We start from the raw sequence: 25002 nt of genomic DNA, 5'->3' as shown, positions 1-25002 counted from the left end.
TGGCGGCGTTGCAGGGCCTGGGCGTACGTTCGTACTGCCTGCGGCCCCGCGCCTTGCCCTGAACATTTTTCAGGCGTTCAGCAAGCGCCTCTTATCCAACGTTCATTGTTTGACAACTACCTGCTTGGCCCCCGCCAACAAATCCTGCCCCAGCTTTTCCAGCGCATTGGCCTGCACCAGCATGGTGTCGAGGATGGCGGCATTGAAGGTAAATTCGGCCGGCGTCGTATAGCCGGGAAAACGCAGAATGCGCAGCAATTCCTGCAAAGTCGTGCCCTTGCCCAGGTGCGCCAGGGCGTCGCTGAGGGCGCTGACTTTCTTTTCCAGTTCGCGTATGTGCTTGCCGTTGTCGTCCATGATGCTCTCCCCGTTGTCGGAGCTTCCACGTTAGCAAAGCATCTCCCGCGTCGTTTGCGCCAGCACAAAGGCGCGGCTAAAACGGGTATCATCGCGCCATTGCACACGATGCAAAACCCATATGTTTTTATCAGGAACACTCATGACCATTAAAATCAGCCAGCAATTCGACGCCGGCGCGATCGAGGTGCTGCGCGCCGACGATGCCCAATCCATCGAGCTGAACATCCGCAAGGATTCCCACGCCGACATCACGCAGTGGTTTTATTTCCGCCTGCAAGGCGCGCAAGGCGAGGCGTGCACGATCCGCTTCATGAATGCAGGCAAGTCGGCCTACCCGGACGGCTGGAAAGATTACCAGGCCGTGGCCAGCTATGACCGCGAAACCTGGTTCCGCGTGCCCACCAGCTTCGACGGCACGGTGATGACCATCGAACACACGCCGGAAGAAGAAAGCGTGTACTACGCCTACTTCGAGCCGTACCCATGGGATCGCCATCTGGCCCTGATCGACAGCGCGCAAGCGTCGCCGCTGGTGCGCCTGATCGACCTGGGCAGCACCGTGGAAGGACGCGACATGAATCTGCTGGTGGTCGGTGACGCCGATGCCGAGAAAAAAGTCTGGGTCATCGCGCGCCAGCATCCCGGTGAAACGATGGCGGAATGGTTTGTCGAGGGCATGCTCGACGCCTTGCTGGACCAGGCCAACCCGTTTGCCCGCCAGTGCCTGCAAGACGCTGTCTTCTACGTGGTGCCGAACATGAACCCGGACGGTTCCGTGCATGGCAACCTGCGCACCAACGCGGCCGGCGCCAACCTGAACCGTGAATGGATGACGCCGACGATGGAACGCAGCCCGGAAGTATTCCTGGTGAAACAGAAGATGCATGAAATCGGCTGCGATCTGTTCCTCGACGTGCATGGCGACGAAGGTCTGCCGTATGTATTCGTGGCCGGCAGCGATGCGCTGGAAAATTTCACGCCAGCACAAAAAGCCGAGCAAGACCGCTTCATCGCCGACTTCAAGGTGGCCAGCCCCGACTTCCAGGATGAGCACGGCTATGAAGACGGCCCGTTCACGCCGGAAGTACTGACCATGGGTTCGCCTCACATCACGCACGCCTTCGGCTGCCTGGCACTGACTCTGGAACTGCCGTTCAAGGACAATGCCAACGATCCCGACCCACAAACGGGCTGGAGCGGCGCCCGCAGCGCTGCCCTGGGCGCGGCCGTACTGCAGCCGATCCTGTCCACCTTGCGCGCCTGAGTATCAGGGCCGGACCGGCCCGCGTAAGCCCCATGCCCCGTACGCCGGGGCATTTTTTTTGACCGCACGGCAAGCGTTGCTGGACGAATGGTTTTTTTCGCAAACATCTTGCCTGTCAGAAATTATCGTCCTACACTATTCAACAGAATCAGGCCGTGCCACGCTGCGCGGCCCCGCAAGAATATACGGCCGGGCAAGTCGCCACGACTTCCCGCCACCGAAATACGCATCCACGGCCCTATCCCCGCCGAATCAGCTTTCTGTAACGCAAACTGACCGCATCAACATCGTCATGCACAGGCGCCGCTTGTCCGCAGGACCATGCCAAGCGCACGCTTTCCGCTTTACGTCGAGGATGAATACCCTATGTCCAAGCTTAACATCAGTACCCGCCTGGCCTTCAGTTTCGGCCTGATCATTGTCCTGCTTGCCATGGTGGCATTTGTTTCCGTGAGCCGCATCCGCAACATCAATGCCTCGACGGAAAAAATTGTCAATGACCGCTATGTCAAGGTCATGCTGTCAAACACCATCCAGTCCGAGGTCAATATCCAGGCCCGCCTCTTGAGCCTTGCCATCATCGGCGCCAACGATGCCGACGAAGTCAGCAGTGCCATAACCAAGATTCAGGCGTCGATCAAAAAGAACGTGGAACTGCTGGCGCGCCTGAAAACCCTGGTCAATACGCCCAAGGGCCAGGAACTGCTCCAGGCCGTGATGAGCAGCCGCGAAACGTATGGCAAGACGCGCGACGCGAATATCAAGCTGTTACAAGAAGGCAAATCGGAAACGGCCGGCATTTTCCTGCTGACACAGCTGCGCTATCCGCAAGAAAAATTCCTGACGGCATTGGCGGCCATGGCGGGTTTCCAGGAATCGCTGATGGAAAGCGAAGGCAAGCAAGCCGCCGCCGACGGGCGTCTGGCCATCATCCTGACCCTGTCGCTGTCGCTCGCCGCGACGGCCATCGCCATCGTGCTGGCCATTCTGATCAGCCGCTCCATCAGCCGGCCCATAGCCGAAGCCGTCAAGGTGGCGCAACGCGTGGCATCCGGCGACCTGTCGGGCAGCATCGACGCGCGCGGCACCGATGAAACGGGCTTGCTGCTGCGCGCCCTGAAAGAAATGAACGACAATCTGCAAGGCATCGTGGCCCGCGTGCGCCATGGCACGGATGCCATCGCCCATGGCTCGCGTGAAATCGCCTCCGGCAATATGGACTTGTCCTCGCGCACGGAACAACAAGCCAGCTCGCTGGAAGAAACGGCATCGTCGATGGAAGAACTGACGTCGACCGTCAAGCAGAATGGCGAAAACGCACGCCAGGCCAACCAGATGGCGCAATCAGCCTCCAGCGTGGCCAGCAAGGGCGGGCAGGTGGTGGCGGAAGTCATCACGACCATGGATTCGATCAATGCCTCGTCGAAGAAAATCGTCGACATCATCGGCGTTATCGACGGTATTGCCTTCCAGACCAATATCCTCGCCCTGAATGCGGCAGTGGAAGCGGCCAGGGCGGGCGAACAGGGCCGCGGCTTTGCCGTGGTGGCCACGGAGGTGCGCAACCTGGCGCACCGCTCCGCCGCCGCCGCCAAGGAAATCAAGATCCTCATCGACGACTCCGTGCAGCAAGTCAATCTCGGCAGCAACCTGGTGAACCAGGCCGGCAGCACCATGCAAGAGATCGTCAGCAGCGTGCGCCGCGTTACGGACATCATGGCCGAGATCACGTCCGCCAGCAACGAGCAGGAAACGGGGATTGAACAGATCAACCAGGCCATCACGGAAATGGATGCCGTGACACAGCAAAATGCCGCCCTCGTGGAAGAGGCGGCAGCCGCGTCCGAAGCGTTGCAGGATCAGGCCGGCATTCTGGCCGAAGCCGTCAGCGTGTTCAAGCTCGACGGCACGCAAGCGCTGCCACCGGTTACGGTTCCAGCCATCCGCGCGCCAGCGAAACCTGCGGCCGCACCACGCGTCACGACCAAGGCCGCTGCCGCACCGGCCAGGAAAGCAGACAAGGTGGTCGCACAGGCCGCGGTCGCCGAGACCGAGTGGGAAGAGTACTGAGACACCGCCATAGGCCTGCGCCTCAGCCGCCCGCCACCACCATGCTCTCGATGAGGATGGAACCGGTCTCTTTGGTGCCGCGGCGCAGCACGTCGGCGCCCACGGCGACGATGTTGCGCAGCATGTCTTTCATGTTGCCGGCGATGGTGATTTCTTCCACCGGATACTGAATCACGCCATTTTCCACCCAAAAACCGGACGCGCCGCGCGAATAGTCGCCCGTCACGTAATTGGTTCCTTGCCCCATCAGTTCCGTCACCAGCAAGCCCGTGCCCAGCTTTTTCAGCATGGCAACGAAATCATCGGTGGCGGCCGTCTGGCTGGACGTCAGGTACAGATTGTGCGAGCCGCCCGCGTTGCCCGTCGTCTGCATGCCCAGCTTGCGGGCCGTGTAAGTCGACAGAAAATAGCCTTGCACCACGCCATCCTTGACGACGTCGCGGCAGACGGTTTTCACGCCTTCTTCGTCGAACGGCGCGGAACCGACGCCGCCGATCACGTGCGGGTCTTCAAAGATCTGCACGTGCGACGGCAGCACTTGCGTGCCCAGGGAATCGTTCAGGAAAGTGGACTTGCGATACAGAGCGCCACCCGAGGTCGCTTGCACATAAGTACCCAGCAAACCGGCCGCCAATGGCGCCTCGAACAGCACGGGACAGGTGCGCGTGCCCAGCTTGCGCGCATTCAGGCGCGACAGGGCGCGTTCGGCGGCGTAGCGGCCGATGGCTTCCGGACTCGACATTTTGGCGGCGTCGCGCACGGACGAATACCAGTCGTCGCGCTGCATCCTGGCGCCCTTGCCGGCGATGGGCGCCACGGACAGGCTGTGGCGAGAGAATGGGTAGCCGCCGATGAAGCCGCGCGAATTGGCGGACACAAAGTGCGATTGCTGCACGTGCACGCCCGCGCCTTCGCTATTCGTGATGCGCGGGTCGACGGCAAACGCGGCCGCTTCGGCCCGCTGGGCCAGCACGACGGCTTCCTCGGCGGAAATCAGCCAGGGATAGAACAGTTGCAAGTCGCGGGGGGACATTTCCAGCATGTCCGCGTCGGCCAGGCCCGCGCAATCGTCCTCGGCCGTGAAACGGGCGATGTTGTAGGCGGCGTCCACCGTGGCGCGCAGGGCCGCTGGCGAGAAATCGGAGGTGCTGGCATTGCCGCGCTTCTTGCCGACAAACACGGTCACGCCCATGCCCTTGTCCTTGTTTTGCTCGATCGTCTCGATCTTGCCTTTTCGTACAGAAACGGACAGGCCGCCGCCCTCGCTGACTTCAACGGCAGCGTCGGTGCCGCCCGCTTCCCGCGCAAAAGACAACACATCACGGGCCAGTTGCTGCAATTGCTCTTGACTATGGGTAAATACGGAGTCGTTCATGCGCTGTTTTCTTCGGAAAGCCGCTAAAAAGGGTATCATAGCAGTCGTTTACAGTTTACAGGTGCGGCCTACGCGGCCAATCCCGCCTTATCATGCCAAATCCAAACCGGGGAGCTTGCGGCTTCCAATCCACCGAATTCGAACAGGAATATGAACGTCCGTCGAAGTCGGAACTCAAGCGCCAGATGACCGTCCTGCAAAAGCTGGGCGAAGAACTCGTCAATGAAGCACGCGACCGCGTCAAGCGCGTCCCGATGCCGGAAGACGTGCGCGACGCCATTCTCGAATGCCAGCAAATCAGGGATCACGAAGGCCGCCGCCGCCAGCTGCAATACGTGGGCAAGAAAATGCGCACCCTGGATGAAGAAGAAGTTGCCGCCATCCAACGCACCATCGATAGCTGGAAAGGCTTGTCGAAAGCCGACACGGCCAATATGCATGCGATGGAACGCCGCCGCGACAAACTCTTGACGGACGACAAGGCGCTGACCGTCTTGCTGTCGGAAAACCCGGAACTGGACGTGCAGCACCTGCGCACCCTGATCCGCAATGCCCGCAAGGAGCAGGCCGAGAACAAGCCGCCAAAAGCCTACCGTGAAATCTTCCAGATCTTGAAAGAGATCGCCAAGAAGAAAAACGGAGGCAAGAAAGATGCCGACGAAGATGACGTTGAAGGCGACGAAGACGAATAAACCCCACATGCAAAAGCCGGGGTCGGACCCTCAGGGTCCGACCCCAGTCTTTGCTTAGGGTTGGGAAAAAACCGGGAGCCAACCCGGTTTTTTGGTTTTTACGACATAACAGGTGCCGCATGACCACGATAGAAGACGAATTGATTATCGGCCTCGTGTCGATCTCGGACCGCGCCAGCGGCGGGGTGTATGAAGACCTGGGCATCCCGGCGCTGGAAAGCTGGCTGTCCGCCGCCATCCGCACGCCGTTTCGCCTGGAAAAACGCCTGATCCCGGACGAACGCTCGCAGATTGAAAACACCCTGATCGACATGGTCGACCTGAGCCACTGCCATTTGATCCTGACGACGGGCGGCACGGGCCCGGCGCGGCGCGATGTGACGCCGGACGCGACCTTGTCCGTCGGGACCAAGGAAATGCCCGGTTTCGGCGAACAGATGCGCCAGATCAGCCTGCAATTCGTGCCGACGGCGATTCTGTCGCGCCAGGTGGCCGTGATCCGCGAGACGCCCGAGCGCGCTTGCCTGATCATGAACTTGCCGGGCCAGCCGAAAGCCATCAAGGAAACCCTGGAAGGCTTGAAAGATGCCGAGGGCATGCAACTGGTCAACGGCATCTTTGCCGCCGTGCCATATTGCATCGATCTGATCAAAGGTCCCTACATGGAAACCGACCCGGCCATCTGCAAGGCCTTCCGTCCCAAATCGGCGCTGCGTCCGGCGCAACCAATACCAGAGGAAAATACATGAGCACCTTGCTGGAAACCATCGAACTCGACAGCGCACCGAACCCCACCGTCTCCATCATCTGGATGCACGGCCTGGGCGCCGACGGCAATGACTTCGTGCCCCTGGTGAAGGAACTCGACCTGCGCGGCTGCCCCGCCATCCGCTTCATTTTCCCCAGCGCCGGCACCATGCCCGTCACCATCAACAACGGCTACGTGATGCGCGCCTGGTACGACATCCGCGAAAATGACCTGGTGCGCCGCGAAGATGAGGGTGGACTGCGCGCCTCGCAAGCCCAAATTGAGGCGCTGATCGCGCGCGAAAAGGCGCGCGGCATTCCCGCCAGCCGCATCATCCTGGCCGGCTTCTCGCAAGGCTGCGCCATGACCCTGCAAACGGGCTTGCGCCATGCGGAACCGCTGGCCGGCCTGATGTGCCTGTCCGGCTACCTGCCGCTGGCCGACAAGACGGCGCTTGAGCGCACGCCGGCCAGCCTGGACACACCGATCTTCATGGCGCACGGCACGGCCGACCCCGTGGTGCCGATCACTCGCGCCCAGCAGTCGCGCGACTTGCTCACCGGCATGGGCTACAAGGTGGAATGGCATGACTACATGATGCAGCACTCGCTGTGCCAGGAAGAGATCGACGCCATCGGCGCGTGGCTGAAAAAAGTATTGGCTTAAAGTAAAACAGGCGCGGTGTATGCCGCGCCTGCTGTCGTATGGAACGCCGGGAACGATCAGTTCGCCGGCGTTTTTTCATTCCAGACCTTCAACATGTCTGGCGACGCTTCCGAGCGGATGCCGTTGTCCGTCAGCACCGATTCCGTCGCTGCCAGCATCTCCTTGCGCGGCACGACGACCATTTCCGCATCGCGCTGCTGGAAGCGGAACGTCAGCAATTCATCCGTCTGGTCGCGCAGCAAGGCCACCAGGTGCGCCAGGCTGCGCACGCGCACGCCATTGACGGAATCGACGACCGAAAAGAAACGCGTGCTGTAGCCATTCATCAGCTTGTGCGGGAAGAACGGCGCGGCGATCACCACCAGCTCTTCGCGCTCGCTGTCGGGTGCATCGCCGCGCCGCGTGGCCAGCGGATTGCCGGCAAAACTCATGCCGCCCAACATAGCCGGGTTGCCATTGGGCGCGGCCATGAATTCCGTGCTGGCGCGCGAAAACACCATCGGGCCGAAAATGAAATAGGATGGGTAATTGCCTTGCAGGCCGCTGATGAGCATCGGGTGCGCCGCCGAGACGGGTATCTTGATTTTCAGGGGCGCGCCCTGGCGCACCACCGTCAACGGCAATTCGCCGTCTTTCGCCAGCTGCTGCACCCGGTACTGGAAGCGCACGCGGCTGTTGGCATTCAGCTTGACCATGCTCTGGTTGTCGATGGGAAAATCGCCGATATGCGTGATGACATCCCATTCCTTGAGCGGATAGGCGGCGTCCTTGCTGGCCGGCGTCATCACGACGGCGCCCTCGACGCCCTTGGCCAGCTTCAGGTAGGTGCGCAGTGCGGGATTTTCCAGCGTTTGCGTCACGTCGCGCATGGCCGGCTTGCCCTGGGGCGCGCCACTTTCCTGGTCGCGCAGGAACAGCTCGATTTCCTCGTTGGGGATGATGTAGCCGATGCTTTGCGCATTGAGCATGCCGGCAAAGGCCAGGCCGATCATCTTCTCGCCGGCAATCACGGGGCCGCCGCTATTTCCCGGGTTGATGGCTGCATCGATCTGGATGCGCAAGCCGGACACGGGGAAGTTATAGCGCACGAATTCGATGCGCGAAACGATGCCCTTGGTGATCGACAGCGACGTGCCGCCCGTCGGATAGCCATACGCCAGCACGGCATCGCGCACGTCGGGCAAGACATTGGCGCGCGGCACCGCTTTATGGCTGGCGAAAAAACTGTCATCGTCGATCTTCAGCAAAGCCAGGTCCATGCCGCGCGAGATGGCCAGCACGGTCGCCGGTATCTTGTCGCCGGCGCCATTGGCCTGGATCCGCACCTGGCTGGCATAGCCGACCACGTGCGCATTGGTGAGAATGCGGCGGCCTTCGATGACGACGCCGGAGCCCGTCACCTCTTGCGGAGCGGCCTTGCTCCAGGGTTTATAGGGGTCCGGTCCGCGCAGGGTGGAAAACACCTTGACGACGGAATTTTCCAGGGCGGAAGCGCTGGGGCTAGCGCTAGCGGCGGTCTCGGCGGCCAGCGCCCGTACCGTCATCAAGGGGGAAAAAGAAAGGGCCAACGCCAGGAAGGCGCGGCCCATCAGGGTGAAGCACGGACGAGTTTTCATTGAGCTTTTTAGCAATGGAAGGGAAGCAAAATTATATATTGAATAATTTCAACTTCATTACACTTTGTCCATCTTTGCCCGAAGAACTATTCTAATCGGCCAAAGGCGTGACGCCCAAGGCTGGCACGGCCGTCTGCGCCCCGTTCATGACCATGGCCAGGAAAGTGTAGTAGCCATTGATCCCCATCAAGTCGACCACGCCATGCTCGCCGAACAGCGCCAGCGCGCGCGCATACGTGGCATCGCTGACGCGCTTGTTCTGCTGCAATTCGATGCAAAAGTCATGCACGGCTTGCTCGTCTTCCTTCAGGGCAAGCGGCGCGCGCCGCGCGGCGATGGCGTCCACGGCCGCCTGCGCGATACCGTTCTGCACGGCCAGCGGCGCGTGGATGGCCCACTCGACTTGCTGGTTCCACTGGCGCGCCGTCACCAGGATCGCCAGTTCGGACAGGCGCGTGCCGATGGCGCTGCGGTAGCGCAGATACTCGCCCATGCGCTGCGCCGTTTCCATCAGCTCGGGGCTGCGGATCAGCGGCACGAAGGGGCCGTACAGGGCCCCGCGCGGACCATCGATGATGGCTTGCGCGGCCGCGCGCTGCTGGGCGTCGAGCCGGTCCAGCGGCAGCGCGGGCAAACGGTCGATATCGCCCCCTGCCATCAGGCAGTCCAGGCGACCACGTCCTGCTGCTGTTCACCAAGGCCGGGGATGCCCAGGCGCATGCTGTCGCCTTTTTTGAGGAAACGCTGCGGCTTGCGGCCCTGGCCCACGCCCGGCGGCGTGCCTGTGGCGATGACGTCGCCCGGTTCCAGGGTCATGAATTGCGACAGGTAGCTGACGATCTGCGCCACCGTGAAAATCATGGTTTGCGTATTGCCGGTCTGCATGCGCTTGCCATTGACTTCCAGGTACAGGTCCAGGTCTTGCTCGTCGATGACTTCATCGCGCGTCACCAGCCACGGGCCGATGGGGCCGAAGGTGTCGCAGCCCTTGCCCTTATCCCATTGGCCGCCCCGCTCCAGCTGGAACGAGCGCTCGGAAATATCGTTGACGACGCAGTAGCCGGCCACGTATTTCAGCGCATCCTCTTCGCTCACGTACTGTGCGCGTGTGCCGATGACGACGCCCAGTTCCACTTCCCAATCCGTCTTTTTCGAGCCTTTCGGCAACACGACATTGTCGTCCGGGCCATTCAGGCAAGTGATCGCCTTCATGAAGACGATGGGTTCGGCGGGAATCGGCATGCCCGATTCGGCTGCGTGGTCCGCGTAATTGAGGCCGATGCCGATGAATTTGCCGACTTTCGCCAGCGGCACGCCGAAGCGGGGATTGCCGCGCACCAGGGGCAGCGTCTTTTCGTCGAGCTTGGCCAGCTTGCGCAAGGCCTTGTCGGACAGTTGTGCGCCGTCAATATCGGCAATCACGCCGGACAGGTCGCGCAGTTTGCCTTCTTCATCGATCAGGCCCGGTTTTTCCTTGCCTGGACGTCCATAACGAACGAGTTTCATAGTCTTCCTTGGAGTTGATCATTGCCGCTGTGCAGGCTGCCATTTTACCGGATGGCCCGGCACGCCTGTAGCGGCGAATGAAAAACATCGCAAGTCCCGGCAGTTGCAAAGCCGCCAGCACGCCAAACGCCACCTGATACGCTTGCGGCGGATACTGCTGCAAGCTGTCCAGGGGCCAGCAGCCGAGGATCAGGCCAAAGCCCGCCTGCACCAGAAAGGCGCCCGTGAAAATGAGCAGATTGAGGCAGGTGGCCGCCCTGCCCGTCAGGCTGGCCGGCATGCTTTGCGCGACGATCGCATACTCGAGGCCCGTCACCGTGCCCAGCATGGTAAACAGCACGGACAGCATGGGCAGGCTGGGCACGACGTTACACGCCATCGCCACTTGCACGGCGACAAACAGGACGATGCCGGCGGCCGCCACTTGCATGGGCGCAATGCCGCGCCGCCCCGCCCACTCCGTTAGCATGCCCATGCCGATGGCGCCAAAGATGACGGCCGCCATGCCCAGGTACAGCAGATACGCGACATTGTCATCGGACAAGCCGCCCACGTCGGCCAGCCAGCGCCCCACCCACAAGCCCTGCACGCCAAAGAACACCGTGTGCGGTAGCAGGATCAGCGCGATGGTGCGGCGAAAGCCGGGATCGCGGTACACGCTCCAGACGCTGACCTTGCTCACCGGGTGCGCGGTGGCGGGCCTGGGCATGGCCGGCGACAGCAGGCGGATCAGCAGGCCGATGGCCAGCGCCGCCAGCGCCAGGCCCAGAAACACGCCGCGCCAGTCCGTGTAGTGCAGGGCCAGCTTGACGGGCATGGTGGCCGTGGCCGCGCCCAGGCCACCCACGGCGATCAGGTAACCATGCACGGAAGGCAGACGCGCTGGTGCAATGGCGCACGAGATCGCTTTCACGGCGGCCATGAAACAGCCGCCCAGGCCTGCCCCCATCAGGGCGCGCGCCCACATCAGCTCGGCAAAGCTGTGGCCCCGGCTGAACAGCCACACACCCAGGGCCGCCAGCCCCAGCAGCCACAGTTGCACCGTGCGGGGGCCGTAACGATCGAGCGCCATGCCGATCGGCAGTTGCACCAGCGCAAAGGCGAGAAAAAAGGCGCTGGTCAGCAAGCCCAGCTGCGCTGGCGTCAGGGCGATGGCGCCCAGCAATTCCGCCGTCAGCACGGCATTCACGCCGCGCAGCAGGCACGACAGGTAATGCCCGAGAGCGAACGGCAGGAACACCAGGCAAAACACGGCCACCCCGCAACGCGAAGAGGCGCCGGCGGCGTGCATGCTCAGGCGGCCTGTGCCAGGCGGATGATTTTATGCGGCACCTGCGGCATAGGCTCATCCGTTTCAAAGAAAAACTTGTCGTGGCCGAATGCGGGCTTTAAATCGTCCATCCACGTCGCTTCCGCATCGAACTTCGCATAAAACGGCCGGCGCACCCAATCCGGATTGCGCGCCTGCAAAAATTGCAGAGCAAACAGTTTTTCGCCATGGATGGTGACGATGCCATCGATGACGATCTTGCCGGGGAACGCACTCATGGAGGGCCCGCGCACCGTGCGCGACAGGCCGGACACCATCTGGTAGGCGGCCTGGAAGATTTCATGTGCCTTCGCCAGCGGCAATTCGAAATAGCCGCGCGGCCCCGTGTCCCGTTCGACAAACATGTAGTACGGAATCGCTCCCAGGCGCGTGCCCGTCTGCCACAGCTCGGCCCAGCTAGCCGGATCTTCATTGATATGGCGGATCAGCGGCCCCTGCATGCGCAAGGTGGCGCCCGTGGAGATGATGCGTTTCACCGCTTGCTGCGCAATATCCTGGCGCAACTCGACGGCGTGGCTGTAATGGCCCATCACGGCCAGGTTCTTGCCCGCCTTGACGATGCGTTCGAACAGGCGCAGCAAATCATCCGCATCGCGGTCGGAAACAAAACGCTGCGGCCAATACGCCACCGCCTTGGTGCCGATGCGAATGTTCTGGATGTGTTCCAGTCCCGGCGCCAGCAGCGGCTCCAGGTAAGCGGCCAGTTGCCGCGTGTTCATGATCATCGGGTCGCCGCCCGTGATCAGCACATCCGTCACTTCCGGATGCAGTGTCAGGTAGGCGGCCAGCTCATGCGACTCGCGCGCATCGAACTTCATGTCGTCCATGCCGACGAACTGGGGCCAGCGGAAGCAGAAGGTGCAATACGCGTGGCACGTCTGGCCCGCGCTGGGGAAAAACAGCACCGTCTGCACATATTTGTGCTGCAAGCCGCGCACGGGTGCATCGTTGACTTTCGGCACGTTATGCGTCATCTGCCCGGCCGGATGGGGATTCATGCCCAGGCGGATACCATGCACATAGGCATCGGTGGCAGCCTTGTCACGCTGCACCAGCACCAGGTCGCGCAAGTGCGCGTACTGCTCGGGCGGCAGCATGTCGCGGTGGGGAAAGACGAGGCGGTAGATGGGGTCGTCAGGGATGTTGTTCCAGTCGATCAGCTGGTCTAGCACATAGGCATTGGTGCGAAACGGCAAGACGTGCGACACCACTTGCACGGCTTCGCGTTGCTCTTCCGGCAGCCATTCCCACTGCCGCGCCTGATGAATGGTTTGCCGCGTATACGGCTTGAACTTGGGTGAAAACGGCTCGGTAATGAGTACGGACACGATAGTCTCCTTGCCAATAAATAGCGATAACTTTCATGAAATTGACCCTATGTCGGCCAATTACAGCCTCTTTCTCCCACAGGCCATGCCAGCTCGGCATGCTGTGAAAGTCATCATAATTCTTGCCATCTGGAACCAAATTGCTACACATCAACAAGCATTCCGATACGTTGTTCGCTGCCTACAAGCAACACCTTAGTTTGTTCCATCGCAATTTGATGGAACCCTCGACGACGTAAATTACGGCTTGGCAATACATCCCTCGATTCTCACAAGGAGCTGTCATGAAACGCATATTCACGGGTAGCCTGCTGTGCCTGGCATTTGCCGGCGGCAGCGCCAATGCCGCCGTCGAACCAACGGAAAAAGACGCCATCGCCATGGCCGAACGGGGCGCCGCCTTCATGAAGGCGCATGGCAAGGAAGAAATGATGAAGAAAATCACGGCGAAAGACTCCGACTTCGTGCAGGGCTCGCTGTATGTGGACATGCGTGACATCAAGACGGGCATCGTGCTGGCCCACCCCATCAATCCTTCCATCGTGGGCAAGGATTTGACGGATGTGCCTGATGCGAATGGCAAGAAATATCGCCGTGAAATCATTGAGCTGGCGCAAAAGCAGGGCAAGGGCTGGGTCGACTACCAGTACAAGAACCCCACCAGCGGCAAGATCGAGCCGAAGACCACGTACATCCTGCGCGTCAACGACGTGGTGCTGGAAGCGGGCATCTACAAAAAATAAGGCAGCGGCGGCGTACACGCACGCTGTGCGCCGCCAGTGCCTGGAACAGCCATAGCCAGGAGTCAAGCATGCTCAATCAATTACGCATCGGACCAAAATTATTGCTGGCGCCCGCCCTGGTCTTGCTGCTGCTGATCCTCAGCTCGAGCGGCGCCTGGTATGGCATGGTGCGGCAAAATACCTCGCTGGAAAACATGGTACGCGTGCGCATCACGCATCTGAAAGCGGCCGCCGACATACTCGGCGAGGCCAAGCACGTCCACGGCAATATGTACCAGTTGCTGTCGTGGACGAATGGCAGCTTCGCCAAGGCTCGCCTCGATACACTGGAGCAACAGATCAAGGCGCGTCACGCGGCCATCGGCACCCAGCTGGCCACGCTGCGCGCCACGGCCACGGGCGCCGAACGCAACCTGGTCGATGCCGCCATCACGGCCCTGGCCGGCTACCGCAAGGCCGTGCTGGAAACCATGGAAATGGCGCAGATGGACCAGTCGATCGCCACCAATTCCATGCTCAAGGCGGAAACGCAATTCGGCCAGTTCAATACGCAGCTGGCGCAGCTGTCGGCCCTGGAAACGACGCTCAGCAGCCAGGCCCATGCGACGGCCAGCGCCGAGTTTCGCAACCTGGGCTGGAGCCTGTTGCTGACCGTCATGCTCTCCATCCTGGCCTCCATCGTGGTGACCATGCTGGTGCGGCGCGCCATGCTGCTGGAAATCCGCGGCATCGCCGACGCCGTGCAAGACCTGGCGGCGGGCAAGCTGATCGCCGGTGCGCCCAAGCAAGGCAATGACGAGATCGCCTCCACCTCGCGCGTGCTGGACCAGACCATCGCCCACCTGAACCAGACCTTGCGCACCATCATGGGCGCCGTGCAATCGATCGATACGGCGTCGCGTGAAATTGCCACCGGCAATCTGGATCTGTCGGCGCGCACGGAAATGCAAGCCAGTTCGCTGGAAGAAACGTCGAGCGCCATGGAAGCGCTGACGCAAGCCGTCAATGACAACGCCGACAACGCCCAACTGGCCTGCGAGCTGGCGGGGCAAGCGTCCACCCTGGCCGTGCAAGGGGGGGCGTCGATGCAGCAGGCGGTGGCGACGATGGCGACGATACGTGCCAATTCGCGCCAGATCGTGGATATTATCGGCGTGATCGATGGTATTTCCTTCCAGACCAATATCCTCGCGCTGAATGCCGCGGTGGAAGCGGCGCGCGCGGGCGAGCAAGGCCGCGGCTTTGCCGTGGTGGCGTCCGAAGTGCGCACCCTGGCGCAACGCTCGGCACAGGCGGCCAGGGAAATCAAGACCCTGATCGCCACCTCGGTCACTACCATCGATGGCGGCAGCGTGGCCGTGCAGCAAGCGGGCGACAGCATGGGCGCCATCGTGGCCTCGGTGCAGCAAGTCAATGCCATCATCCAGCGCGTCAAAGAGGCCAGCGCCGAGCAGGCCTCGGGTATCACGGAAGTGAACCAGGCCGTCACGCAAATGGATGACGTCACCCAGCAAAATGCGGCCCTGGTGGAGCAAGCGGCGGCAGCGGCGGCCAGTTTGCAGGACCAGGCCGTCAAGTTGTCGGCGGCAGTCAGCGTGTTCACCCTGGACGAGCGCCCGGCAGCGCCGAGCGGCCCTACCGAAGCAGAGGCGTTCTGGCATCCGGCCAGTGCGCAACAGGAGCGGCGCGCACTGCACAGCCCGCTGCGCGGCAAGTCCGCCGTGCGCGGCGCAGACACGACGCCGCAGCGCCGCCACAGCTAAGCGGCTGGCGCGCGCATCGGTTTGCTTAAATACGGCGAGCCGGCCAGGACGAAACGCCACGGCGTGTCCATCGCCCTGGAAATGCCGATGCGCGGCCCCGCTTGCACCGTCACGTCATCCTCGCGGGCCAGCAGCATGAACGGCGGCGCATCGAGCGCCAGCCGGTTATGCCTCTGCGTGATACCGAGCGCCTGGCATACCTTGCCAGGCCCCGAACACAGCCGCCGCAGTTCCTCGACGCCACGCCGCTCGCGCATGGCATCGATGCCCGCCAGCGGCTCGATGGCGCGGATCAGCACGCCCGCCCCATGGCCCGCTTCGCGGCACACAAAATTCAAACACCAGTGGATGCCGTAGGAACGGTAGACATAGGCGTGCGCGGGCGGGCCGAACATGGCGGCGTTGCGTGGCGTCATGCCGGCATACGTGTGCGAAGCTGGGTCCAGCCGGTCATACGCTTCCGTTTCCACGATGCGTCCGCCCACGCCGTCGACCAGCACGATCACGCCGATCAGCTGGCGCGCCACGCTGCTGGAATCGTCCGCAAAATCGATACCGGCCAGGAGTTTTTTCATGCGGCAATTGTACTGCCGCGCTTCCCGCCGCGCGTCTTGCCCCATCTTAAAAACAAGTAAAACTTGATTGTTTGGTCACCTAATCCGGGAAGGACAGCGTCGTAAAATGACGAAAATAGCGTAGGGACCAGAGCAAAATGGGGATTTTTTCCAGAATATATTGTCGAGATGAACTATTGCCGCGCATAAACAGCGATAATCGTTGGGCACTGCGCCAGACGCTCATGAAGCGGGCAGCGGCAGCGTGCGACAGAATAAGCACCGGGCACAAAATGATGATGAAAGCGTGATGATGAGAGCGGCAGCGCAAAAGCAGGTAGTGCAGGAAGATCCGGTTGACGCCTTGATGCGTTCCATCCGTATCCCGCCGCGTCCCAGCCTGCTGGTCGACTTGCAGCGCGAACTGGCCGAAGGCGACCCGTCGCCGCGGCGCATCGCGCGCATCATCGCCGACGATGTCGGTATGTCCGGCGCCCTGCTGAAACTGGCGAATTCACCGTTCTATGGCGCCGCGCGCAAGGCCAAATCGGTCGAGCAAGGCATCAACTTTCTCGGCATCAACCAGTGCAGCGCCCTGATGACGGGCTTGCTGGCGCGCCAGGCGCTGGAAGCGGAAGGCGTGGAACTGACCAACTTCTGGGATGTGTCGGCCAAGCGCGCGCGCGCCCTGGTATTTACCTCGCGCAAGCTGCGTATCGCCCCGCCCGACATCGCCCACACCTTCGGCCTGTTCTGCGATATCGGCGTGCCCCTGCTGATGAACCGATTCCCCGACTACGTCAAGACCTACGCGGCGGCGGCCAACGATGCGCACAATTGCTTTACCCGCCTGGAAGACGCGCGCCACCAGACCAACCACGCGGCCATCGGCTGCTTGCTGGCGCGCAACTGGGGCCTGTCTTCCGATGTCTCCTGGGCCATTTTGCACCACCACGACTACACGGTGCTGGCCGACCCGTCCACGGACGACGCCATCCGCTCGCTCGTCGCCCTGTCGCTGCTGGCCGAAAAGGGCATTCAGCGCTACCATGGCAACAGTACCTCGCTGGAGTGGGACAAGGGCGGCGAACTTGCCTGCCAACATCTCGGCCTGTCGCAGGAAGAAGCCGCCGACCTGCTCGACGAGCTGCACGAGATGTTCGATACCGACCATTGAGGTATCAGGCGGCCGCGTCCGCCTGTATGATCTGTGCCGGCGCCCTGGCGAAGCCTTGGCGCCCGTTTCCGTTTGCCCGACCCGTATTTCTTAACCTGTTGATCGCCATGCCCAAAAATAAGCGCCCTGTCCCCCGTAAATCCGCCAACACGCCTGAAGACAAGGATGAGTCCGTCACGCGCATGCTGTGCACGATGGCCCTTAACCTGGCGGAGCAGGAAGACAGCGAATCGCAGGGCACGGTGCTGGCCGAGCAAGCCGTCGAGTTCGGCCGCCTGATCCGCAAGGCCTTGAATCAAAAGAAGGATGAAATCCTGTACGACGCCATCGAGCGCGCCAAGTACGAAGACGTGGGCGCCTATCAATACCTGCGCAGCCATATCGAGGAAGCCGCGTCCGTCGTGACGATCCGCCGCGAGAATGCCCCCACCATGGAAATCAACGCCTTCGTCGTACCGCTGCTGGTGCAAAGCACGGGTGGCTTGAAGGAAGCGGACAGCTTCCAGGACCAGGACGCATTCGAAGCGCTGGTCAAGAGTGTTCAACAGGCACAACTGGAAAGCGCCAAGGCCAAGGTGGTCTTGATGAGCCATGCCTACGACCTCGATGAAATCGACCGCATCACGTATAGCCATTTGCACGAGATGGTGCGCGATGCGTACTCATCGATGACGGACAAGAAAATCGTCGCCACGCCGGGCCTGGAAAGCAGCATCGTCGGCTGGAGCGAGACGGCCTTCGGCCCGCAAGACACGGCCATCGAACTGCGCTTCCTGCTGGGCTTTGCCCTCAAGCGCGTGGACGACCCGTTCTATGCGGAACCAAAAGACGAAGCGGCGCTCGACGCCTGGTTCGACGCGCGCATGGCCCGCTACCAGCAGTGGACGACGGAAGTGGGCGACCTGGTGAAACGCTGCCTGGCGCCGGCCGGCAGCGCGCTGGAAGTGAGCTTCCTCTACCAGGATCTGTTCCACGGTGGCAAGGAACAAGGCATGAGCGAGTATGCGATGCTGCAGATGATGTCCGGCATCAACCACGCGCTGGCGGAAAACAAGGTAGACGCCGGCGATGTATCAGTCGTCGTCGGCCCGGCCGATGAGCACGGCGAAATGCTGCTGCGCGTCAATGTCAGCACGGCGGGCGGCGAGCTGCTGCACAGCGCCGACAAGCCGCTCGACCTGGCTGCCGACCTGCAGGACGAAGTCGACGACATCTGCGATGCGCTGGCCACCATCGGCGTGACGCAATTGTCCGTGGCGCTGAAGTTCGATGCCAAGGGACAGCCGCTGGAAGCGCAGCCGTACGCGCCTGCCTGAATTCGCCCTGCCGCCCGCCATCTCGACAGGCGGCAGTTATCAAGATACCATATCCCGTTAACGTGCGACCAGCCAGGCGCACCGTCCGGAGATGCGCATGCCCCAGCCGCAACTGATCAATATCACCACCCATGTGCTGGCCGGCAGCGCCGCCATCGGCTTGGGGCTATTCCTGGTGGCGACTGCCAAGGGCACGCCGCAGCATCGCCGCCGCGGCAGGCTGTTCGCCTGGCTGACCTTGCTGGTCTGCGCCACGGCTGCCATCGGCAATCTGCTGTTTGACTATCGCCCCGTCTTTGCCGTGCTGACCGTGCTGGTGCTGTACCAGTTGCTGAGCGGCTGGCGCACCGTCTACACGCGCGAGGCCGGTCCGCAAGCCGTCGATGGCGCCATGACGGCAGCGGCGCTGGTGGCGGGCGGGCTGATCCTGCTGCGCCTGCAGCACGATGCTTCCGGTCAGCAAGCCATCGTCGTGCTGTCATCGCTGGGCGGCCTGGCCGCCATCCTCGTCTACGACGGCGCGCGCTGGGCCTTTCCCCGCCGCTGGCATGGCGTGTTGTGGCGCTATGAACACATCTACAAGCTGCTCGCCTCGCTGTTCGCCATGCTCTCGGCCGCCGCGGGCAACCTGCTGCGCATGGGCCAGCCCTGGACGCAGCTGGCGCCATCCCTGCTGGGCTTGATCTGCATCGCCTGGTTCTGGCGCCGCCAGTACCGGCAGGAACAGGCACGCCGCCTCATGCACAGGGCCGCTGTCTGACATCCCATATCAGTTACGCAAGGCCCGCCAAGCCTGCAATTTCTGCACATACGCCAAGGTGTAGGCGGGGCTACTCGACGGCAAGCTGACGATGCGGTAACGCTGCGCGTGCTCGCCCAGCACCTTGATGCCCAGCTTCGCGGCCGTGCCGCCGTTGAAAGCGATCGTCTGCAGCTGCGGCAGGCTGGCGGCCAGGGCCACCAGGTCGTTATCGTCGCGGGCGCGGATATTGCTGTCCAGGCTGCCCGTGCGCTGCGCCTGCGCCACCACGTCCCACAGGCCCACGCCGTGCGCCAGCAAGGTTGCCAGGCGCTCTACATAGGGCAGGCCCTTCAACTCCACGCCCAGCACTTCACCCAGCAGCATCCAGAACTTGTTTTGCGGGTGCGCATAGTACTGACTGTGCGCCAGCGATTTTTCGCCGGGCAGGCTGCCCAGTATCAGCAAGCGCGTATTGGCGTCGACGACGGGATCGAAACAGCGCTTGCGCGGGGCGGCGGCATCGTCTGGCAAGAAGACTGGGCTATTCAAATGAGATGTCCGGAAGGGGAAATGAAGGGCCATTTTACCCGGCCACGCGACGGTGTAGAATTCCCGGACAACCCCACACAAGAGACCGCCCATGCGCACCATCGACACCCTGCTGGCCCAGTATGGCGAAAGCCACCGCAACCACGTCAATGAATGGGTGCACATCGTGTGCGTGCCCTTGATCGTTTTCAGTCTGCTGGGGCTGCTGTGGAGCGCGCATCCCAGCGTGGCGCTGCTCGCCAGTATTCTCGCCTTATACTATTATTACAAGCTGTCGCGTCCGTTTGCGGCGGGCATGCTGGCGATCCTGGCCATCATGCTGGGCCTGCTGCTGCTGATGCCGGCGCTGACCATCCTGCCCGTGTCGCTGGCGCTGTTCGTGCTGGCCTGGATAGGCCAGTTCATCGGCCACCAGATCGAAGGCAAGAAACCGTCGTTTCTCGACGATGTGCGCTTTTTACTCGTGGGTCCGCTGTTCGTGCTGGGATTTTTATACCGGCGCCTGCGGCTGGCGTATTGAGCAGCAGGTGGCCCCTTGGTCACGCGGAACCGGTAACAGATTTTTACTATTCGCAACTAGTTATCTGAGGCAAGTGTCCTTATGATAAGTCAGCATCTTTACTGCCGGTCGACGCAATCGGCAACTAACTTTTGTCCAAGGGAGTCCTACATGAAAGCACCAATTATTGCAGTGGCATTGCTCGCCACCCTGGCCGGCTGCGCCGTACAACCGAACTCGGCGAACGTGTACAACGCACGCCAGGCGCAGAATGAACAATCGGTTCGCATGGGTACGGTTGAATCCGTGCGCCAGGTAAGCATCGACAAGGGAGAAACGGGCACGGGCGTGCTGGCTGGTGCGGCACTGGGCGGCGTGGCCGGTTCCGCAGTGGGCGGCGGCAAGGGCGCCATCGCGGCCACCATCCTCGGCGCGGTTGCCGGCGGCATGGCCGGCAAGAGCATCGAAGCGAATGCCTCGAACAAAGCCGGCCTGGAAATCACCGTGCGCCTGGACAATGGCGACATGCGCGCCATCGTGCAGGACGCGGACGAACTGTTCCGCCCGGGCGAGCGCGTGCGCTTGCTGTCCGATGGCCGCAAGACCCGCGTCACGCATTGATCTGCTTGTCGGCGCATGCGCTCAGCCGAATGCGCCGGCAGCGAGCAAGGCAGACGGGTGCAGCCAGATGGCAATCACAGCGGTCACAACGACATACACAAGCAGGCTCCAGACTTTGATCTGCAGTGAGGCTGGCATGGCGGCTCCCTTTCAAAGAGGCAATTCAGAAAATATTTACTTGATAATAAAGTAAATATTTTCATAAATTCAACATTTTTCAGAAGCACTGCGCTGGCTCAATGCCCGGGTGTCTCCTGACCGTTCTGTGAGCAAGCTCGACCAAGACTCGCCATCCCCGCGCGATGCCCGTATACTTGCGCGATGTCCTCTCCTATCCTGTTCATCATTGCCTGCCTGATCTGGGGCTCCACCTTCTGGGCCATCACATTGCAGCTGGGCGATGTCGCCCCCGCCGTTTCCGTGGTCTACCGCTTCGGCCTGGCTTCCGCCACCCTGTTTGCCTGGTGCGCCCTGCGCGGCGACACCCTGCGCCTGCCCTGGCGCGCGCAAAAATGGATGCTGCTGCAAGGCCTGGCCTCGTTTGCCCTCAGCTATGTGTGCACCTACAGCTCGGAGCAATACCTGGTCTCGGCCCTCGTCAGCGTGCTGTTCGCGCTGATGGTGTTCTGGACGCCCTTGCTCAACCGCATCGCCTTCGGCACGCCGATTACCTGGAGCACCTGCTGCGCGGCGTTTGTCGCCATCTGCGGCATCGTGCTGCTGTTTTACCAGTCCATCGGCGCGGCGCTGCACGATATTCTAGGCGGCGGCAATGGCCACTTTCTGCTCGGTTTCATGCTGGCGCTGGTGGCCACCATTTCCAGCACGGCCGGCAATGCCCTGGTCATGAAAGTGCGCGAACATTCGGGCAACGTGATGCTGACCATGGCCTGGGCCATGCTGTGGGGCACCTTGATGGTGGCCGCCTGGGCCATCGCCACGGGCCAGTCCTGGCAGTTGCCCACGCGCCCCAGTTACTGGATGGGATTGGTGTACCTGGCCATCTTCGGCTCGGTGATCGCCTTCAGTGCGTATTTCACGTTAATCGCCCGCATCGGCACGCAAAAGACCGTGTACATCGGCGTCGTCACGCCCGTCATTTCCGTGCTGCTGTCGGTGCAATTCGAACATTACCGGCCCGCCCCCATCGAATGGGTGGGCATGCTGCTATGCCTGTCCAGCGTGGCCTGGGCCCTGACCTCGGGCGCGCGCAAGACGAATACCATTGCATCCCTTTCCACCACTCCATCAGCAAAGGCAACATGAGCACCTATTCCTCCCTCGCCATCCGTCCCGCCCAGGAAACCGACGTGGCCGCCATCTTCGGCATGATCCATGAACTGGCCGTGTTTGAAAAACTGGAACACATGATGATCGCCAAAGAATCCATGCTGCACGACAGCCTGTTCGGCAAGCACCCCGCGTGCGAAGCGCTGGTCGGCGAGGAAGATGGCGAGGTGGTGACATTCGCCCTGTTCTTCCATAATTTTTCCACCTTCCTGTGCCGCAAGGGGCTATACCTGGAAGACCTGTATGTGAAGCAATCGGTGCGCGGCAAGGGCTATGGCAAGCAGATGCTGGTGGCGCTGGCGCAACTGGCCGTCGAACGCGATTGCGGCCGCTTCGAATGGTCGGTGCTGGACTGGAATGAAAACGCGATCAACTTCTACAAGGGCATGGGCGCGGACGTGATGCCGGACTGGCGCATCTGCCGCGTGGCTGGTGATGCCTTGACGCAATTGTCGGCGTGCACGCCGAAAGCGGCCTGATTAGAGGGGAAACGGTAAGAAGGGGGAACTGTAGCGAGCGGATGCGATTTGTGGCCGAGAAGCGGAACTGTACGCTAGGTACAGTGAGCATCGCAGGCCGCAAGGCGCGCCGCGCAGTAAGTTCCCAAAAAAATCCCCGCGGGCTAGCGGCACCGCGGGGTGAACCCATTGTCAAGTGGGAGGGGGAGAATGCAATCAACGGTTATCAATATAAACGCTACGACTTGCCAACGCGTCGACCTTTACATTTGCTTACCGGGCCTTACATTTGACTTAAGTCCGCTAACCAAGTGTCGCTCGGAGGACACTGATTATTTCCGTGGTTCAATCAACGTGCCATGCAAGCCGATATGTTGTTGCGCAACCCCACTGCCACCCTGCGCATTTTGATAGATTTGGTACACTGTCAGGCAGGCGATGCAGCCAGCTACCACGGCAAAAATGACCATGCGACGCTCCTTGAGTTTTTTATAGGTATCAGGGAAAACAGAGCCTGCGGCCGATGATGGCCAAACAGGGAAGATTCAGTGTGGCATCTTCTGCTGGTGGGGCATTGCGCAATATCAAACGCGTCAACGTGACGGCGCGCTGGCGTTTGATGCGACGCAAAATGGCGGCAATGCGCTCACACACAATGAACGAATCAATGAACGAATCGCATACGGGAGCCACATCATGAATGTCTCTGCCAAACCGCTCGTCATGAAAATCTACCGCGCCTACCTGCGTTCCCGCCTGGAACGCTACACGCGCGACTTGCAAGCCATCGCCGAACAACGCGAGAACGACTTCCAGGCCGAACGCATCCTGCACCAGGCCGTCGTCTCGGTGCGCTCGAAACTGCACTCGCTGTAAGCGTGATGCCGTCAGCGCTGCCGGCCGGCCACGGCCCAGCGCTCCACCAGCTCGAACAAGCCTTGCGTCAGCAGGGCCAGCACGGCTGCAGGGATCGCGCCGGCCAGCAGCATGTCGTTGTCGTTCAGCGCCAGGCCGATGGTGATGCGTTCCCCATAGCCGCCCGCGCCGATGAAGGCGGCGATGGTGGCCGTGCCCACGCTCATCACGGCCGCCGTTTTCACGCCCGCCAGCAGCACCGGCAAGGCCAGCGGCAAGTCCACGTGCAGCAGGCGGTCGCGCCGGCTCAAGCCCAGCGCCAGCGCCGCCATGCGCAAGCCTTGCGGCACCTGCAAGATGCCCGTGCACGTGTTGCGCACGATGGGCAGCAAGGCATACACGAATAGCGCCACCAGCGCCGGCACGGTGCCGATCATGCCCAGCACGGGGATCAAGATCGCCAGCAGGGCCAGCGACGGCACCGTCTGCAGCACGCCGACAAAGGCCAGCACCGTTTGCCGCAGCGGCGCCGAAAACGCCGCCAGCACGCCCAGCGGAATGCCGATCAGGCAGGCCAGCGCCACCGACAGCAGCACCAGGGTCACATGCTGGCGCGTCAGTGTCCACAGATCGTCACCGATGATTTTATCGAGCAGCTTGCTGCGCGCGGCGGCCGGTTTGTTCGCCTGCGTGCCGGAGGCCAGCCACTGGTGCGCCACGTCAGAAAAACGCTTGCCATCGATTTCCACGGCCGCATTCATGGCGATCATGTCGCTCTCGCTGATGCGCCCCTGCAGCCCTTGCAAGGCTTGCCAGGCAGCGGGAAAGCGCGGCGGCAGGTCGAGGCGGTACAGGAGCATGGCGTCGTAGCGGGGAAAGTACTGCCGCGTGTCGGCCAGCACGCGCAAGCCGTACTGGCGTATCTTCGCATCCGTCGAATAGATGTCGATCACGTCCACCTGGCGCTGCGCCAGCGCTTCATAGGCGATGCCATGATCGAGCCCGCGCGGGCGCTGCGGCAAGCCATGGCGCGCGGCCAGGCCCGGCCAGCCATCGACACGGCCGATGAATTCATGCGACAGGCCAAACTTCAGGGCCGGGTGCTGCGCCAGTTGCGCCAGGCTGGCGATGGATTGTTCATCACCGCGCATGGCCAGCGCATAGGTATTGTTAAAGCCCAGCGGCACGGCCACGCCCAGCCCCAGTGCCGCCAGTTCGCGCCGCATCTGTTCCAGATCGATGGCTTTCTCGTGCTTGAGGATTTCGCTGGCGATGGTACCCATGTATTCGGCATACACGTCGATGCTGCCCGCCTGCAGCGCAGCGAGCACGATGGCCGTATTGCCCAGTCCCTGGCGGTGCTCCGCCTTGACGTGCGGCGCGGCGCTCTGCTGGACGATTTCGCCGAGAATATACGATTCCGTGAAGCGCTTCGAGCCCACCTTCAGGGTGCCGCCGTCCATGGCAAGGGAGGACATGG

General features: G+C 61.8%; 26 protein-coding genes. 15 read left to right on the top strand and 11 right to left on the bottom strand.

Annotated features, from left to right (window positions below; genetic code table 11):
- Positions 1–102: 102 nt before the first annotated feature.
- The gene (locus CLU93_RS14880; protein ID WP_099762069.1) at positions 103–357 is read right to left on the bottom strand and encodes a hypothetical protein; all 255 of its coding nucleotides are present in this window, start codon (positions 355–357) and stop codon (positions 103–105) included.
- A 142-nt stretch (positions 358–499) separates the two neighbouring features.
- Here CLU93_RS14880 and CLU93_RS14875 point away from each other — a divergent pair, with 142 nt between their 5' ends.
- Positions 500–1624 carry a M14 family metallopeptidase gene (locus tag CLU93_RS14875; protein ID WP_099762068.1) on the top strand — a complete coding sequence of 375 codons (1125 nt, stop codon included), beginning with the start codon at positions 500–502 and terminating at the stop codon, positions 1622–1624.
- 366 nt (positions 1625–1990) lie between these two features.
- Complete coding sequence (locus CLU93_RS28765) at positions 1991–3694, top strand: methyl-accepting chemotaxis protein (RefSeq protein ID WP_099762067.1); 1704 nt, start codon at positions 1991–1993, stop codon at positions 3692–3694.
- 22 nt (positions 3695–3716) lie between these two features.
- Here the strand turns inward: CLU93_RS28765 and pmbA are convergent, their stop codons facing one another.
- Positions 3717–5069 carry a metalloprotease PmbA gene (gene pmbA / locus CLU93_RS14865; RefSeq protein WP_099762066.1) on the bottom strand — a complete coding sequence of 451 codons (1353 nt, stop codon included), beginning with the start codon at positions 5067–5069 and terminating at the stop codon, positions 3717–3719.
- Between the two features lie 92 nt (positions 5070–5161).
- Between pmbA and yjgA the strand changes: the two genes are divergently transcribed.
- The 3 genes from yjgA to CLU93_RS14850 all read left to right on the top strand — a co-directional run bounded on the left by yjgA (position 5162) and on the right by CLU93_RS14850 (position 7175).
- Positions 5162–5761 carry a ribosome biogenesis factor YjgA gene (yjgA, locus tag CLU93_RS14860; RefSeq protein ID WP_099762065.1) on the top strand — a complete coding sequence of 200 codons (600 nt, stop codon included), beginning with the start codon at positions 5162–5164 and terminating at the stop codon, positions 5759–5761.
- A gap of 119 nt (positions 5762–5880) precedes the next feature.
- Complete coding sequence (mog, locus tag CLU93_RS14855) at positions 5881–6510, top strand: molybdopterin adenylyltransferase (RefSeq protein ID WP_099762064.1); 630 nt, start codon at positions 5881–5883, stop codon at positions 6508–6510.
- Entirely contained in the window at positions 6507–7175 is a 669-nt protein-coding gene (locus CLU93_RS14850; RefSeq protein ID WP_099762063.1) for an alpha/beta hydrolase, read from the top strand. The genes mog and CLU93_RS14850 overlap by 4 nt, the downstream gene beginning before the upstream one ends.
- Positions 7176–7231: 56 nt before the next feature.
- Here the strand turns inward: CLU93_RS14850 and CLU93_RS14845 are convergent, their stop codons facing one another.
- The 5 genes from CLU93_RS14845 to CLU93_RS14825 form a co-directional block, all read right to left on the bottom strand.
- Positions 7232–8791 carry a S1C family serine protease gene (locus CLU93_RS14845; protein WP_243420356.1) on the bottom strand — a complete coding sequence of 520 codons (1560 nt, stop codon included), beginning with the start codon at positions 8789–8791 and terminating at the stop codon, positions 7232–7234.
- A gap of 91 nt (positions 8792–8882) precedes the next feature.
- Positions 8883–9449 (bottom strand): carboxymuconolactone decarboxylase family protein, encoded by a 567-nt coding sequence (locus tag CLU93_RS14840; protein ID WP_099762061.1) that lies wholly within the window; start codon positions 9447–9449, stop codon positions 8883–8885.
- Positions 9449–10297, bottom strand: a complete 849-nt coding sequence (locus CLU93_RS14835) for a fumarylacetoacetate hydrolase family protein (RefSeq protein ID WP_096237933.1) — start codon at positions 10295–10297, stop codon at positions 9449–9451. Before CLU93_RS14835 ends, CLU93_RS14840 begins: the two co-directional genes overlap by 1 nt.
- The gene (locus tag CLU93_RS14830) at positions 10242–11588 is read right to left on the bottom strand and encodes an MFS transporter (RefSeq protein ID WP_180287858.1); all 1347 of its coding nucleotides are present in this window, start codon (positions 11586–11588) and stop codon (positions 10242–10244) included. The genes CLU93_RS14835 and CLU93_RS14830 overlap by 56 nt, the downstream gene beginning before the upstream one ends.
- 2 nt (positions 11589–11590) lie before the next feature.
- Positions 11591–12955, bottom strand: coding sequence for a KamA family radical SAM protein (locus tag CLU93_RS14825; protein WP_180287857.1), 1365 nt, complete (start codon positions 12953–12955; stop codon positions 11591–11593).
- Between the two features lie 284 nt (positions 12956–13239).
- Between CLU93_RS14825 and CLU93_RS14820 the strand changes: the two genes are divergently transcribed.
- Both CLU93_RS14820 and CLU93_RS14815 read left to right on the top strand, forming a co-directional pair.
- Positions 13240–13698, top strand: coding sequence for a cache domain-containing protein (locus tag CLU93_RS14820; protein ID WP_099762059.1), 459 nt, complete (start codon positions 13240–13242; stop codon positions 13696–13698).
- A gap of 68 nt (positions 13699–13766) precedes the next feature.
- Positions 13767–15461, top strand: a complete 1695-nt coding sequence (locus tag CLU93_RS14815) for a methyl-accepting chemotaxis protein (protein ID WP_099762058.1) — start codon at positions 13767–13769, stop codon at positions 15459–15461.
- Here CLU93_RS14815 and CLU93_RS14810 read toward each other — a convergent pair.
- Positions 15458–16036 carry a DNA-3-methyladenine glycosylase gene (locus CLU93_RS14810; RefSeq protein WP_099762057.1) on the bottom strand — a complete coding sequence of 193 codons (579 nt, stop codon included), beginning with the start codon at positions 16034–16036 and terminating at the stop codon, positions 15458–15460. The genes CLU93_RS14815 and CLU93_RS14810 overlap by 4 nt on opposite strands.
- Positions 16037–16325: 289 nt before the next feature.
- Here CLU93_RS14810 and CLU93_RS14805 point away from each other — a divergent pair, with 289 nt between their 5' ends.
- The 3 genes from CLU93_RS14805 (at position 16326) to CLU93_RS14795 (ending at position 19268) form a co-directional block, all read left to right on the top strand.
- Complete coding sequence (locus CLU93_RS14805; protein ID WP_099762056.1) at positions 16326–17192, top strand: HDOD domain-containing protein; 867 nt, start codon at positions 16326–16328, stop codon at positions 17190–17192.
- Between the two features lie 107 nt (positions 17193–17299).
- Positions 17300–18508, top strand: a complete 1209-nt coding sequence (locus CLU93_RS14800; protein WP_099764403.1) for a hypothetical protein — start codon at positions 17300–17302, stop codon at positions 18506–18508.
- A gap of 97 nt (positions 18509–18605) precedes the next feature.
- A complete protein-coding gene (locus tag CLU93_RS14795; RefSeq protein ID WP_099762055.1) occupies positions 18606–19268 on the top strand; it encodes a hypothetical protein in 663 nt (220 codons plus the stop codon).
- Between the two features lie 9 nt (positions 19269–19277).
- Here the strand turns inward: CLU93_RS14795 and CLU93_RS14790 are convergent, their stop codons facing one another.
- Positions 19278–19799, bottom strand: a complete 522-nt coding sequence (locus CLU93_RS14790) for a DNA-deoxyinosine glycosylase (RefSeq protein WP_257224973.1) — start codon at positions 19797–19799, stop codon at positions 19278–19280.
- A 91-nt stretch (positions 19800–19890) separates the two neighbouring features.
- On the opposite strand from CLU93_RS14790, the gene CLU93_RS14785 reads away from it, so the two are divergent.
- The 4 genes from CLU93_RS14785 to CLU93_RS14770 all read left to right on the top strand — a co-directional run bounded on the left by CLU93_RS14785 (position 19891) and on the right by CLU93_RS14770 (position 22688).
- Entirely contained in the window at positions 19891–20319 is a 429-nt protein-coding gene (locus CLU93_RS14785; RefSeq protein ID WP_099762053.1) for an Mpo1 family 2-hydroxy fatty acid dioxygenase, read from the top strand.
- 150 nt (positions 20320–20469) lie between these two features.
- Positions 20470–20919: a glycine zipper 2TM domain-containing protein gene (locus CLU93_RS14780; protein WP_096237940.1), complete on the top strand. Its 450-nt coding sequence runs from the start codon at positions 20470–20472 to the stop codon at positions 20917–20919.
- Between the two features lie 321 nt (positions 20920–21240).
- Positions 21241–22185, top strand: coding sequence for a DMT family transporter (locus CLU93_RS14775; RefSeq protein ID WP_099762052.1), 945 nt, complete (start codon positions 21241–21243; stop codon positions 22183–22185).
- Complete coding sequence (locus tag CLU93_RS14770) at positions 22182–22688, top strand: GNAT family N-acetyltransferase (RefSeq protein WP_099762051.1); 507 nt, start codon at positions 22182–22184, stop codon at positions 22686–22688. The genes CLU93_RS14775 and CLU93_RS14770 overlap by 4 nt, the downstream gene beginning before the upstream one ends.
- A 311-nt stretch (positions 22689–22999) precedes the next feature.
- Here the strand turns inward: CLU93_RS14770 and CLU93_RS28220 are convergent, their stop codons facing one another.
- Positions 23000–23137 (bottom strand): hypothetical protein, encoded by a 138-nt coding sequence (locus tag CLU93_RS28220; RefSeq protein WP_165829549.1) that lies wholly within the window; start codon positions 23135–23137, stop codon positions 23000–23002.
- 226 nt (positions 23138–23363) lie between these two features.
- Here CLU93_RS28220 and CLU93_RS14765 point away from each other — a divergent pair, with 226 nt between their 5' ends.
- A complete protein-coding gene (locus CLU93_RS14765) occupies positions 23364–23543 on the top strand; it encodes a hypothetical protein (RefSeq protein WP_034746290.1) in 180 nt (59 codons plus the stop codon).
- A gap of 11 nt (positions 23544–23554) precedes the next feature.
- Here CLU93_RS14765 and CLU93_RS14760 read toward each other — a convergent pair whose 3' ends face one another.
- Positions 23555–25000, bottom strand: coding sequence for a glycine betaine ABC transporter substrate-binding protein (locus CLU93_RS14760; protein WP_180288001.1), 1446 nt, complete (start codon positions 24998–25000; stop codon positions 23555–23557).
- Positions 25001–25002 lie beyond the last annotated feature (2 nt).

Origin of the sequence: Janthinobacterium sp. 35, from assembly GCF_002754575.1 — a bacterium.
Taxonomy (GTDB): Bacteria; Pseudomonadota; Gammaproteobacteria; order Burkholderiales; family Burkholderiaceae_D; genus Janthinobacterium; species Janthinobacterium tructae.
This window is presented reverse-complemented; position numbering and strand designations above follow the sequence as displayed.